The following is a 12,222-nucleotide window of genomic DNA, read 5'->3' as shown; positions in this document are numbered from 1 at the left end:
CATCACAGGAACGCAATTTCCCTGATCAGGCCAGCCCGCCGACAAAGCTTGAAAGTTCGGGTGTTTTGGGATTGGAAAAGACTTCTTCGGGATCGCCGGTTTCATGAATGCGTCCCTGATGCATAAAGACCAGCTTGTCACAAACTTCCCGTGCGAACCGCATCTCATGGGTCACCATGACAAGGGTCATACCTTCTTCGGCCAATTGGCGCACAACCGCCAACACTTCATTGACCAGTTCCGGATCAAGGGCCGATGTCACCTCGTCACACAAAAGAACCTTGGGCTTCATGGCAAGCGCACGCGCAATCGCCACGCGCTGTTGCTGCCCGCCGGAAAGCTGATCGGGGTAATGCATCATCTTGTCGGCAAGCCCGACCTTGGTCAGCATTTCCTCGGCAATGGCCCTGGCCTCGGCCTTTGACTGCTTTTTGACGACCTGCGGGGACAACATCACATTTTCAAGGGCGGTGTAATGCGGGAACAGATTGAACTGCTGAAACACCATGCCGACCTGAAGCCGAAGCGCCAGAAGGTCTGTGTCGCGTTCACTGATCTTCTTGCCATCTACCATGATGACGCCGTCATCAATTACCTCAAGCCCGTTGATCGTGCGCAAAAGCGTGCTCTTTCCCGATCCGCTTTTGCCAATCAGGGCGATGACCTGCCCCTCGTCAATCGCAAGATCAATGCCCTTAAGGACTTCAAGCGCGCCAAAGCTTTTATGGATGGCATGCAATTCAACGAGCGACATTGCGGAACTTTCCTTCCAGATGACGGGCAAACAGCGAAAGCGGATAACAAATCAGGAAATACATCACCGCGACACAGCCATAGACCGTGAACGGCGCATAGGTCGCATTGGTGATCATGGTCCCGGCCTTGGTCAGTTCGACAAACCCGATAATCGACGCCACAGCCGTCCCTTTGACGACCTGTACCGAGAAACCGACCGTTGGCGGAATGGCAATGCGCAAGGCCTGTGGCAACACGATATAGCGCATCTGCTGGGTGAAATTCATGCCAAGGCTGGCGGATGCTTCCCACTGGCCCTTGCCAACCGATTCAACGCATCCGCGCCAGATTTCGGTCAGAAACGCACTGGTAAACAGCGTTAATCCGAGTGTCGCAGCAACCCAGGGCGATACATCAAGCCCGATCAGCGGCAAGCCAAAAAACACGATAAAAAGCTGCATCAAAAGCGGGGTGCCCTGAAACAGCTCGACATAAGCGCGCACCAGTCGCACCACCCACGGATTGCCCGCCGTCCGAACCATCAAAAGCAGCAAGCCAACAAGCCCGCCCAGAACGAATGCGGTCAGCGACAGCAACACCGTCCAGCGCGCCGCAAGCAGCAGGTTATAAACAATATCCCACAGGGTAAATTCAGACATGACGCCGCCGTTCAAACAGGAAGTTGCCCAAAACCTTCAACCCCATCCGAAGCAGAATCGACATCACAAGATACAACCCCGTCACCACGAAATAGACTTCAAAGGCCCGGAAATTGATCGCCTGGATATAGTTCGCGCCAAATGTCAGCTCCTCGGCGGCAATCTGTGAACAGACCGACGATCCCAGCATCACAATCACGATCTGACTCGAAAGGGCTGGCCAGATTTTCTTGAGTGCCGGTAACAACACGACATAGCGGAAAATCTGCACCCGGTTCATCGCAAGACTTTGGGCGGCTTCAATCTGCCCTTGCGGAATGGCCAGAATACCCGCCCGGACGATTTCAGTCGAATAGGCCCCAAGATTGACGATCATCGCCAATACCGCGGCCTGGAATTCTGAAAGCTTCACGCCAAGGGCCGGAAGCCCGAAAAAGATGAAAAACAGCTGCACCAGAAACGGCGTGTTACGGATCAGCTCGACATAGATGCCGACAATCTGGCTGATCACCGGGGCGCGCGACGCACGCGCCCACGCCCCCATGATCCCCAGTCCAACCCCGATCACCGCCCCGATCACAGTCAGTTCCGTGGTCAGGATGACCCCGTCCACCAGAAGTTCCCAATGCGGCACGATGGCGCCGAAGTCGAATTTATAAGCCATTGATCTGCAACGATCCCGTCAGGTTAGCCAACCGAATTCCGAACCGGAAGCTCAGAGCTTTTCCGGAAGCGGAATGCCAAGCCACTTTTCGGCAATCGCATTCAGACGGCCATCGGTCATGGACGCAGCAATGATCTCGTTGACCTTGGCCATGAATTCCGGTTCTTCCTTGTTCAGGCCGACATAGCATGGCGAATTCTTGATCAGGAATTTCGGCTCCGGCTTGCGCGGCGGGTTGCGTTCAATGATCGCAGCTGCCGTGACGTTACCGGTCGCAATCAGGTCAACCTGACCGGACAGAAACGCGGAAATCGTGCCGTTATTGTCTTCATAGCGTTTGATATCGACATCTGCCGGCGCAATCTTGGTCAGTTCAAGATCTTCAATCGCACCACGGGTCACACCAACCGACATTCCCGCAAGATCCGCAGCCTTCTCGACCGAGAAATCTGCCGGGCCAAAAACGCCGTTATAGAACGGGGCATAAGGCGCACTGAAATCAATCACCTTTTCACGGTCCGGGTTTTTGCCCAGACTTGAAATCACAAGATCAACCTTGCCGGTGGTCAGATACGGAATACGGTTGGCAGAGGTCACCGGAACCAGTTCGAGCTTCACACCAAGCTCCTCGGCAATCAGGGCCGCCATATCGATGTCATAACCCTTTGGCTGCATATCGGTGCCGACCGAACCAAATGGCGGGAAGTCCTGCGGAACAGCAACCTTGAGAACACCTGCCTCGGCAATGGTATCAAGCGCACCAGCCGATGCTGCACCAAGCGGTGCGGCAAGCATAGCGACGGCCGCAATCGCCGTTTTGAAGAATTGTTTCATGAGCCTCTACCCGTCTGTCTGAGAGTTTTCTGAATTTTTAATGCACGATTTTTAACCTGAATTTGACGCTGCACATTTTTTGAACTTTTGTCTATGAATATTTTTTTCCTCAGCGTAACCTCAGCCGAGGAACAACGACAAACCGCTAAGAATCCGCACTTTTTGAATATAAGAATCAGTTAAACTGGTCTGACCAGAGACAGGGAAATTCATGGCACGCAGCGAAACAGCCCCGGAACGCGCGGCGCGAGACATTCGAAATCTGATTAAAAACAAAGGTCTAAAAGCCGGTGACTCGCTCCCGGCCCAGCGCAGCCTTGCATCCGAGCTCGGCATCAGCCGCACCAGCCTGCGCGAAGCCCTTGCAACCCTCGAAGCGCTGGGCATGATCCATATTCATGCTGGCAAGGGCGTATACATCACCGACCGCCAGAACCAGCCTCCGATGGGACAGGACCGCAACCGTCAGGCCGGGCAGGTCTATCAGTTCCGACTGGCGATCGAACCCTATGTCGCGGGCCTTGCCGCCCAGATGCGCAGCAAGGACCACCTGAACGCGCTTGAGGCCAGCATTGCCGATATGCGCACTGCCCTTTCGGCGGATGACCTGATTGCTGCGGCCACTGCCGATACGGAATTTCATGAAATCCTGCTTGTGGCGTCAGGCAATCCGATGTTCGCCAGGGCCATGCACCCGGCAGCCCAGATCATCCATGAAAACCAGATGCTGCCCTTTGCCAATGCCAAGGCCATTGCCGCCCCGCTTGCCGAACATGAACAGGTTTTGCGCTATGTGCGCGAACACAACCCGTCAGGCGCGCGCGACGCCATGCATTTCCATGTTCTAAGTGCCGCGACCCGCGCCAAGATCGCCTTTTTGCGCCCGTAAATTGCCGGACATTCTGCCATCTGGCCAAAACAAAACCCCCACCTGCTTGCGCAGATGGGGGCTTCGTTAATACGGTGCCAATCACAAGGAATGGCAAGCCGAATTAGGCAGCGGTCAGATCATCAGCCGAAACGCGACCCGAACGGGAATCGGTGCGCAGTTCGTAGTTGATTTTGTCGCCTTCCTGCGGGTGACCCATGCCAGCGCGTTCAACAGCGCTGATGTGCAGGAATACGTCATTTCCGCCTTCGTCCGGCTGAATGAAACCAAAACCTTTAGTTGCGTTGAACCATTTAACGGTACCAGTTGCCATCTTTAAATCTCCTATCGAGTATTGATTGGCGTTACGACACACCCCGCGTGGGTGCGCCTATAAGAGTTCGGAAAACAATCAGGCGCGTTCACGCCGCAACTGTTTTCCAGAAGAGTTGGCGCGACCTGCACCGCCCGGCTGCCCGCCAGACTGTGGGCCACGTTGATTGCGGTTGCGGTTTTCACCGCCGCGCTTGCCTTGCGGTCTGGCGTTCCGGGCGCCATTGCCCCCGTTGCCATTCGCGCGGCGTTCCTCGGTGCTGCCCATAAAGGACAGACCGGAAGAAATTGAATTGTCACCCTGCGCACGGTCACGACGGTTCCCATTGGAATCCACACGTTTGACCGGACGCTTGCGACCGTCATTCTGGCCAGCTGCATTTTCTGCGCTGTTGCCACGACCGTTTGCAGGTTTGGACTTGAGCCCGCCCTTGTAACGGCTTTTGGATTTTTCCAGTGCCGGATTTACCGGGGCCTTTTCAGCACCCCCGGTCGGACCGGCATTGGTATTTCTGTTGCCTTCAGCATCACGACGCTGGGCAGATTTCTGGGCATCGTCACGATCACGACGCGGCGCTGCTGCGCGCGCGCCCTCACGATCATTGCGACCGCCACGACCATTGGCGGGGCGACCACCACGACCGTTGCCGCCTGACGCACCGCGACCACCGTTTCCACGCGACTGACCGCCACCATTGCCTCCGTTACCACGACGGCCACGGTTGCTTTCGCGCGCCTCTTCGGATTCTGCTTCCATCTCGGCAGCAGCCTTGGCATCACGGCGATCAATCACAGGGATCGACTGACGCGTGGTTTTTTCGATATCGCGCAGCAAACCGCGCTCTTCGGCATCACAGAACGCAATTGCGGTTCCGCTTGCACCACCACGGGCCGTACGGCCGATACGGTGAACATAGCTTTCCGGCACGTTCGGGAGTTCGAAGTTCACGACATGGGTCACGCCATCAACATCAATACCGCGTGCGGCGATATCGGTTGCGACAAGCACACCAATCTGACCGTCCTTGAAAGCATTCAGGGCACGTTCACGCTGGTTCTGGCTTTTATTGCCATGAATGGCTGCAGCACTGATTTTGTTGGCTTCAAGATGACGCGCCACACGATCAGCCCCGCGCTTGGTGCGGGTAAAGACCAGGGTACGCTTGAAAGCCGGATTATCAAGAAGCTCTGCCAGAAGCTGACGCTTGCGGGTACGCTCGATCAGATAAACAGACTGCTCAACGCGTTCCTGCGTGGTCGCAACCGGGGTCACGGAAACCTTGACCGGATCTGAAAGCATATCACCGGCAAGCTGACCGATCTGGGTCGGCATGGTGGCCGAGAAAAACAGGTTCTGACGCTCACGCGGCAACATCTTGATGATGCGCTTGATCGGCGGCAAGAAGCCAAGATCAAGCATATGGTCGGCTTCATCAAGCACGACAACATCAACATGTTTCAGGCTGAGCTTGCCGCTATCGACATGGTCAAGCAAACGACCAGGCGTCGCCACAAGCACTTCTACGCCGGGCGTAATGGCCTTGATCTGCGGGCCATGCGCAACACCACCAACGACCACGGCAACGCGGACATTGAGGAAACGGCCATAGGCACGGAAACTGTCACCGATCTGCGCAGCAAGTTCGCGCGTCGGGGCCAGCACGAGCACACGGCAAGCACCTTTGGGTGTACGACCTTCGGTTTTGGAAAGACGATCAAGAATCGGCAACGCGAAAGCTGCCGTCTTGCCGGTACCAGTCTGAGCGATACCAAGCAGGTCCTTACCTTGAAGTAGGGACGGAATGGACTGCGCCTGAATAGGGGTCGGCGCGTCATAGCCTTCTTGCGCTAATGCGCGAAGGACCGGCTCGGCCAAGCCGAGTTCGGAAAACTGGGTCAAATAAGGGTAACTCGTAAATTGGAGGCTGCAGACAGCTGGGACAATGCCCGGTGAAATTTAGTAATCAGGTCTGCGCCTTGCAGTTCTGGAAGTACCCGCGTAGCTGGACACTTCAATGCGTTCTTAGGTCAATCACTCAACAGTGGGGGACTTTCATCCCCTCTACGCTTCTGGAGCGATCAAATATCTGCGACACCATGCGCAGAGTTTTACCAGCTTGTCAAACGCCATATTTGTTACAGCCCCGCGTTTTACGCAAACAGGCCCGGCAGATTTGCGCGCCGGGCCTGTAAAACTCAACCATAAAAAAGCCAGCACACGCTGATTAATATGCCGAACAAGGGTTCGCTGCCCCGCACGGATTATAGGCCGCACAAGGGTTTGAAGCGGCACATGGATTAGCAGCCGGTGCTGGCGCACAAGGCGATGCGGCGCACGGGTTATAAGCCGCACACGGATTGGCAGCACCACAAGGATTATAGGCCGCACAGGGATTTGCCGAGCAAGGGTTCAGTGCCCCTGCCCCGCATGGATTGCCAGCACTGCACGGACTACATGGACTGCACGGGTTGTACGCAGCGCAGGGATTGGCGGCCGCACAAGGATTCCCGAGATTGCGCGGATTGAGACGCGCCGCACAGGGATTTGCCGCCCCGCACGGGTTATAGGCCGCACACGGGTTGGCAGCACAGGGATTATATCCCGCCGCACAGGGGTTGTAACCCGCGCCGCATGGATTGGCGCCACACGGGTTCGCAGAACAAGGATTGGCTGCGCACGGATTTGCGCCTGCTGCCGGAAGCCTTGCCGGTGCGGGGTTAGAGATTTCCGGGTTGGAGATTGCCGGGATATTGGCGGTATGGCTGTAGTGATCAAGCGCGACACCACCGGTCGCAGCTAGGAATACCGCACCAAACAGAAATGTGTTTTTCTCGCTCATTTCCGGAACCCATCCATTCCAAAGGCCGGACGCAGGGCGATACCGATCCAGCTGCCTGCGAAGGCCAGCACAAACCACAGCCAGCCATGCACGCTGCCCGATGCGATGCCGCTAAAGAACGCACCGATATTGCAGCCAAAGGCCAGACGCGCGCCATAGCCCATCAAAATCCCGCCGATTGCCGCCGCCACAAGCGATGCCATCGGCACGGAAACCTTGGGCGCGAATTTACCGGCAAGGGCAGCAGCAAAGGCCGCACCAATCACGATGCCGAAATTCATCACCGACGTATTGTCTTCAAGAACCGAATTGCCAAGCGCCTTGGCCGGACCGGCCCAGTTCCAGAATTCCCAGGTCTCGACCGGAATGCCGATGCCCTGGGCGATTTTCGCGCCCCAAAGACCAAAACCGAACGTAATCGACCATGGATGACCGGCGATCAGAAGTGTCGCGATGTTAAGACCTGCCAACAGCAAACCGGTCCAGACCAGCGGCCAGGGGCCATGGAACAGGCGCGCCAAACCGGCACGCGGCGCCTTGGGCGTTGCTTCAAGTGATCCATGCGCACGCTTTTCAACAATCACCGTAATCAGCGCAACCAATGCCAGACCACCAAAGGTCACGGCAAGTCCGCCGCCAACACCAAATTCACGTCCCAAGCTCATCGGCGGCAGGGCTGGCAATTCAAGCCACATCGGCAAATGCGCCGTACCGATCACCGCCCCGATGATGAAGAACACAAGGGTCAGCAACATGCGCGTACTGCCGCCGCCCACTGTAAACAGCGTGCCGGACCCGCATCCGCCGCCAAGCTGCATGCCAAGGCCAAACAAAAAGGCCCCCACCAGAACCGATGTCCCGACCGGCGCCACCGCCCCGACAATCGGATTGCCCAGCGGACTGCCAAGGGCGAGCATCGGAATAAAGGCCGCCGCCGCGACCGCGATCATCAAAAGCTGCGCGCGCATGGCGCGTCCACGCTTCTCGACCGAGAAACGCCGCCAGCCACCGGTGAAACCGAATGATGCATGATAAAGGGAAATGCCCAGCAATCCGCCAAGGCCATAAAGAACGGCCTGATGCAGATCCACGGCCTGCGCAATTGCGATGCCGACAATGACAAACAAGACCGCCGTAATCGCGGCCGGCCCCTTGTCAAAGTCAAAACCCGAAGCATCCGGGCGAACTTTAAGTGTCGTTTCTGACATGGTGACGCTCAGTAACGTTAAATGAAATCTTCAAACACGAACGGAACCGGGATCACCCCGGTTCCGTCCGAATGATTTTGCCTGAAAGGCCGATAGACGTCCGGGCTTACTGCGGAATGACCATCTCGCGGCTCGGATCAGCGGCCCATTCGGTCATGGAACCATCATACATCGCAGTGTTTTTGTTGCCCATCACTTCGGACAGGCCAAACCACGCGACCGATGCCCAGTGACCGGTATTGCAATAGGTGATTTCCTTGGCATCCTTGGCGACACCGGCATCAGCAACCAGCTCTTCAATCACGTCAGACGCGACAAAGGCACCGTCCTGATCGCTATAGAATTCCGACTGCGCGATATTCTTGGCACCGGGAACCGCACCGGCACGGGCAACCACACCGCTTTTGGTTTCACCTTTATACTGTGATACCGGGCGGGCATCGATCAGGGCAACACCATTATCGCGCGCCTTCGCCACATCATCGGCGGTCGCCAGAAGTTCCGGGCGGAAATTGGCATTAAAGGCCACAGTTGCCGGTGCAACCGCATCGGTCGAAACAGCCTTGCCTGCGGCAAGCCATGCACGCTGGCCACCATCAAGAATGGTCACGGCGTCATGCCCCAGAACCTTGAATGTCCAGTAGACACGGGTCGCCGCACCGAAATCCGAGCTGTTCTCACCGGCCGGGACCACAACAACCTGTTTGTCATTGTCGATGCCAAGCGATCCGATACGGTTTGAGATCACATCAAGCGGCGGCAACATGCCGACAACATTGTCGACCTTTGCACGCCAGCCGAACTTGCCATAAGGCGCATAGACCGACCCCGGAATATGACCGGCATCATAGGGGCTGCCTTCTTTGGTCAGCGAACGGATATCGACAACAACCAGTGACGGGTTATCAAGATTTGCCTCAACCCAGTTGGCATCAACCAGGGGCTTTTCCGTCAGGCGTTCAGCCTGGGCTGCGCTGCCGGCAAAGGCAAATGCCACAACCGCAACAGCAGAAACGATAAGAGAGCGCATGGGGCCTGTCTCCATAATTCACTATATTCGAATAACTGTGAAACAGATGTAATCACCCCCAGAAAAATGTCAATAATTCTTTTACAACACAATTAATTTGTTTAATGAGGATATCTCAAAATATTTACCAATGTGAACAACCACTACGCGCCCTAGGCAACCGGCCGCAAATTATTCAGATAACGGGCAAATTCGCGGGCAAAGGCATCCTGGGTTTCGCGATTGCGCAAGGCAGGCGGACGCGTCAGGAACCCGTGCAGGGATGCGATCATGAATTCCGCCACCGCCGAGGGCTCGACATCGGTGCGGACCGTCTTGTTAAATTGCGCCTTGCCAAGATGGGATGCCAGGCCGCGCCGCCAGTACCGGTAAACCCCGTCAATGCGTTTGCGCAGCCCTTCATCAAGCTCCCCCGCCCCTGATGCCAGCCGCGCAAGCGGACAGCCACCTTCAAGCAGTTCGGGGGCATCTTCGCGGCCCAGCCGGTCAACCTGTGCCATCATGACGGGCAGGATATCGTCGACATCTTCAAGTTCGGCAAGCCAGACCGCGTCGACATAACCGGGCAGGCATTCCTCGATCACGGCATTGACCAGCTTGGCCTTTCCCGCGAAATGATGATAAAGCGCGCCCTTGGTACAGCCACTGACATCAAGGATATTGGCAATCGATGCGCCGCCAAATCCGGCCCGGCGAACCTCGCCAAAGGCGGCATCCAGAAGCTTCTGTCGCGTCAGATCGGGATCGCGGACCCGCTTGGGCACAAGCGCGCCGTTTGCCAGCTCTTCAAGCTCCATGCTTTCATCGACTTCAAGCGTGCCCTCATCATAATGATCATCCGGGCGGGTGATCCGCGAAAGGGCAGCAGAGATACTGAAAGGTTCTTTGGACATTGCGCCGATCTGATGTGAAATGCTGTTATGTTTCAGGTTCCTCTCTTTTCCGGCCAAGGTCAACCTGACTGCCTGTATATTGCCAGTATATTGAATGCTTTGTGTGATCATATCGATGACGCAGCCCCTTGCAATTCAATGCAAAGCATACTCTATTGTTGGAAATGCCCGAACGCGGGCGCGCCCCAATGACACGTCGGATAGCAGATGCAGCTTGATTCCATCGCCTTCGTCGCGGCCGAAACCAAAATCGCACAGGATGCGATGTACCGGCTGAAACATCGATATGGCCACATTGCGCCCGACAAGGCCGATGTGATTGTCGCCCTTGGTGGCGATGGTTTCATGCTTGAAACCCTGCACCGCTATATGGGCCGCAAGGTGCCGATCTATGGCATGAACCGCGGCACGGTCGGGTTCCTGATGAATGAATTCCGCGAGATGGACCTGACCGATCGCATTGCCGAGGCCCAGACTGTCGAACTTCACCCCCTTCAGATGGAAGCCCACACCGTTTCTGGCGAAAGCCTGTGTGCGCTTGCCATTAACGAGGTTTCACTTCTGCGCGAAACCCGTCAGGCTGCCAAGCTTCGCATCAAGGTCGACGGGGTGGAACGTCTGGCCGAACTGGTTTGCGATGGCGCGCTTGTTTGCACACCTGCGGGCAGCACGGCCTATAACCTGTCGGCCCATGGCCCGATCCTGCCGATGGGAAGTGGATTGCTGGCCTTAACCCCGATCAGCCCGTTTCGCCCACGCCGCTGGCGTGGCGCGTTGCTGCCGCACGGGGCCGAAGTTGTGTTTACCATCGAAAACCCGGAAAAGCGCCCGGTATCCGCCGTCGCCGACTATACCGAGGTTCGCGATGTGTCCCATGTCAAGATCCGCGAAGATCGCAACATGAAGATCAAGCTTCTGTTTGATCCCGAACATAATCTTGAAGAGCGTATCCTTAAGGAACAATTCGTCGAATGACCACCGCCGCACTTGCACCGTCACAAGACACCATCGACTGGTGCCGCAAACTGATTGCCCACCCGTCTGTCAGCATGACCCCGAACATGGCCCTGATCGAAGAGGTCAAAGCCTTTCTTGACGGGCTTGGCTATGAAACCCTTGTTGTGCGTGACGAAAGCAACAGCAAGGCCAATCTCTATGCCACCATCGGGCCAGCAGTGAGTGGCGGCGTGATCCTGTCCGGGCACAGCGACGTGGTCCCGACCGAGGGACAGAACTGGGCGTCTGATCCCTATGAGATCGACATTCGCGATGGCAAGCTTTATGGCCGCGGATCCTGCGACATGAAGGGCTTCCTCGCCTGCCTTCTGGCCAAGGCCGAGACGTTCAAAAATGCCGATCTGCGCGTGCCGATCCATCTGGCCTTCACCTATGACGAGGAAGTCGGCTGTCTGGGTGTGCCAAGTCTGGTTGAGGCAATCAACAATCTGCCCCGCAAGCCCGCCATGTGCATTGTCGGTGAACCGACCGAGATGAAGGTCATCACCCAGCATAAGGGCAAATATTCCGCCCGCGCGCATTTCACCGGTCGGTCCGGGCATTCATCGCTTCCGGGCGAAGGTGTTAACGCTGTTGAATTCGCCTCGGAATTTGTGGTCTTCCTGCGCAAGCTTGGCCGCAAATGCCGCGACGAAGGCCCGCATGATGACGAGTTTGTCCCCAATCACACCACCTTCCATACCGGGGTGATCAAGGGCGGCACGCAGCTTAATATCATTCCGCAGAATTGCTTTGTCGATTTCGAGTTCCGCAATCTGCCCAATGATGACCGCGATGCGCTGAAGGCGCAGATTTTTGACTATCTCGACACGGTCCTGATCCCGGAAATGCGCGAGACCTATGACGATGTCGGGGTCGAGATCGAAGTGGTTTCCGATATGCCCGGTCTTGCCACCGGCGATGACGAGGAAGTCACCAAACTGGTCATGGCGCTTACCGGTGCCAACACCACCGGCAAGGTCAGCTTTGGCACCGAAGCCGGGGTCTTTTCCGCGATGGGCGATATTCCGACCGTGGTTTGCGGTCCGGGCAATATCGAACAGGCCCACAAGCCCGACGAGTTCATCGAACTTGATCAGCTGGGGCGCTGCGAAGTGTTTCTTGATAAATTGCTTGCCGTTCTCGTCAAGTAACCGGCACA

The 12,222-nt window shown here is 56.5% G+C and carries 13 protein-coding genes; 3 read left to right on the top strand and 10 right to left on the bottom strand.

Going from position 1 to position 12,222, the window contains the following annotated elements; genetic code table 11:
• Positions 1-25: 25 nt before the first annotated feature.
• The 4 genes from ACTU44_RS07980 to ACTU44_RS07965 are packed head-to-tail and all read right to left on the bottom strand — an operon-like array spanning position 26 to position 2,892.
• Positions 26-754, bottom strand: a complete 729-nt coding sequence (locus ACTU44_RS07980; protein ID WP_114099233.1) for an amino acid ABC transporter ATP-binding protein — start codon at positions 752-754, stop codon at positions 26-28.
• Positions 741-1,394, bottom strand: a complete 654-nt coding sequence (locus tag ACTU44_RS07975; protein WP_114099232.1) for an amino acid ABC transporter permease — start codon at positions 1,392-1,394, stop codon at positions 741-743. The genes ACTU44_RS07980 and ACTU44_RS07975 overlap by 14 nt, the downstream gene beginning before the upstream one ends.
• A complete protein-coding gene (locus ACTU44_RS07970) occupies positions 1,387-2,058 on the bottom strand; it encodes an amino acid ABC transporter permease (RefSeq protein WP_114099231.1) in 672 nt (223 codons plus the stop codon). Before ACTU44_RS07970 ends, ACTU44_RS07975 begins: the two co-directional genes overlap by 8 nt.
• 51 nt (positions 2,059-2,109) lie before the next feature.
• Positions 2,110-2,892 (bottom strand): transporter substrate-binding domain-containing protein, encoded by a 783-nt coding sequence (locus ACTU44_RS07965; RefSeq protein ID WP_114099230.1) that lies wholly within the window; start codon positions 2,890-2,892, stop codon positions 2,110-2,112.
• 211 nt (positions 2,893-3,103) lie between these two features.
• On the opposite strand from ACTU44_RS07965, the gene ACTU44_RS07960 reads away from it, so the two are divergent.
• Complete coding sequence (locus ACTU44_RS07960; RefSeq protein ID WP_114099229.1) at positions 3,104-3,781, top strand: FadR/GntR family transcriptional regulator; 678 nt, start codon at positions 3,104-3,106, stop codon at positions 3,779-3,781.
• 103 nt (positions 3,782-3,884) lie between these two features.
• Here the strand turns inward: ACTU44_RS07960 and ACTU44_RS07955 are convergent, their stop codons facing one another.
• The 6 genes from ACTU44_RS07955 to ACTU44_RS07930 form a co-directional block, all read right to left on the bottom strand.
• A complete protein-coding gene (locus ACTU44_RS07955; protein ID WP_008892034.1) occupies positions 3,885-4,094 on the bottom strand; it encodes a cold-shock protein in 210 nt (69 codons plus the stop codon).
• Between the two features lie 78 nt (positions 4,095-4,172).
• The gene (locus tag ACTU44_RS07950) at positions 4,173-5,993 is read right to left on the bottom strand and encodes a DEAD/DEAH box helicase (protein WP_462097150.1); all 1,821 of its coding nucleotides are present in this window, start codon (positions 5,991-5,993) and stop codon (positions 4,173-4,175) included.
• 325 nt (positions 5,994-6,318) lie between these two features.
• Positions 6,319-6,933 carry a hypothetical protein gene (locus tag ACTU44_RS07945; RefSeq protein WP_462097149.1) on the bottom strand — a complete coding sequence of 205 codons (615 nt, stop codon included), beginning with the start codon at positions 6,931-6,933 and terminating at the stop codon, positions 6,319-6,321.
• The gene (locus ACTU44_RS07940; protein WP_462097148.1) at positions 6,930-8,141 is read right to left on the bottom strand and encodes a YeeE/YedE family protein; all 1,212 of its coding nucleotides are present in this window, start codon (positions 8,139-8,141) and stop codon (positions 6,930-6,932) included. Before ACTU44_RS07940 ends, ACTU44_RS07945 begins: the two co-directional genes overlap by 4 nt.
• 106 nt (positions 8,142-8,247) lie before the next feature.
• Positions 8,248-9,171, bottom strand: a complete 924-nt coding sequence (locus ACTU44_RS07935; RefSeq protein ID WP_462097147.1) for a sulfurtransferase — start codon at positions 9,169-9,171, stop codon at positions 8,248-8,250.
• A gap of 152 nt (positions 9,172-9,323) precedes the next feature.
• On the bottom strand, positions 9,324-10,064 hold the full coding sequence (locus tag ACTU44_RS07930; protein WP_114099350.1) for a TetR/AcrR family transcriptional regulator: 741 nt from the start codon (positions 10,062-10,064) through the stop codon (positions 9,324-9,326).
• A gap of 207 nt (positions 10,065-10,271) precedes the next feature.
• Between ACTU44_RS07930 and ACTU44_RS07925 the strand changes: the two genes are divergently transcribed.
• A complete protein-coding gene (locus ACTU44_RS07925) occupies positions 10,272-11,039 on the top strand; it encodes an NAD kinase (protein WP_114099224.1) in 768 nt (255 codons plus the stop codon).
• Positions 11,036-12,214 (top strand): acetylornithine deacetylase, encoded by a 1,179-nt coding sequence (argE, locus tag ACTU44_RS07920; protein WP_462097146.1) that lies wholly within the window; start codon positions 11,036-11,038, stop codon positions 12,212-12,214. The genes ACTU44_RS07925 and argE overlap by 4 nt, the downstream gene beginning before the upstream one ends.
• Positions 12,215-12,222: the final 8 nt, after the last annotated feature.

This window comes from Thalassospira sp. SM2505 (assembly GCF_054901115.1).
The sequence above is the reverse complement of the archived record's forward strand: the minus strand, read 5'-3'. Positions and strand labels throughout refer to the sequence as shown.

Coding starts and splice junctions, on each gene's coding strand:
- argE (WP_462097146.1), top strand. CDS start 11,036: ATGACCACCGCCGCACTTGCACCGTCACAAGACACCATCGACTGGTGC.
- ACTU44_RS07945 (WP_462097149.1), bottom strand. CDS start 6,933: ATGAGCGAGAAAAACACATTTCTGTTTGGTGCGGTATTCCTAGCTGCG.
- ACTU44_RS07980 (WP_114099233.1), bottom strand. CDS start 754: ATGTCGCTCGTTGAATTGCATGCCATCCATAAAAGCTTTGGCGCGCTT.
- ACTU44_RS07935 (WP_462097147.1), bottom strand. CDS start 9,171: ATGCGCTCTCTTATCGTTTCTGCTGTTGCGGTTGTGGCATTTGCCTTT.
- ACTU44_RS07930 (WP_114099350.1), bottom strand. CDS start 10,064: ATGTCCAAAGAACCTTTCAGTATCTCTGCTGCCCTTTCGCGGATCACC.
- ACTU44_RS07925 (WP_114099224.1), top strand. CDS start 10,272: ATGCAGCTTGATTCCATCGCCTTCGTCGCGGCCGAAACCAAAATCGCA.
- ACTU44_RS07960 (WP_114099229.1), top strand. CDS start 3,104: ATGGCACGCAGCGAAACAGCCCCGGAACGCGCGGCGCGAGACATTCGA.
- ACTU44_RS07965 (WP_114099230.1), bottom strand. CDS start 2,892: ATGAAACAATTCTTCAAAACGGCGATTGCGGCCGTCGCTATGCTTGCC.
- ACTU44_RS07955 (WP_008892034.1), bottom strand. CDS start 4,094: ATGGCAACTGGTACCGTTAAATGGTTCAACGCAACTAAAGGTTTTGGT.
- ACTU44_RS07940 (WP_462097148.1), bottom strand. CDS start 8,141: ATGTCAGAAACGACACTTAAAGTTCGCCCGGATGCTTCGGGTTTTGAC.
- ACTU44_RS07970 (WP_114099231.1), bottom strand. CDS start 2,058: ATGGCTTATAAATTCGACTTCGGCGCCATCGTGCCGCATTGGGAACTT.
- ACTU44_RS07975 (WP_114099232.1), bottom strand. CDS start 1,394: ATGTCTGAATTTACCCTGTGGGATATTGTTTATAACCTGCTGCTTGCG.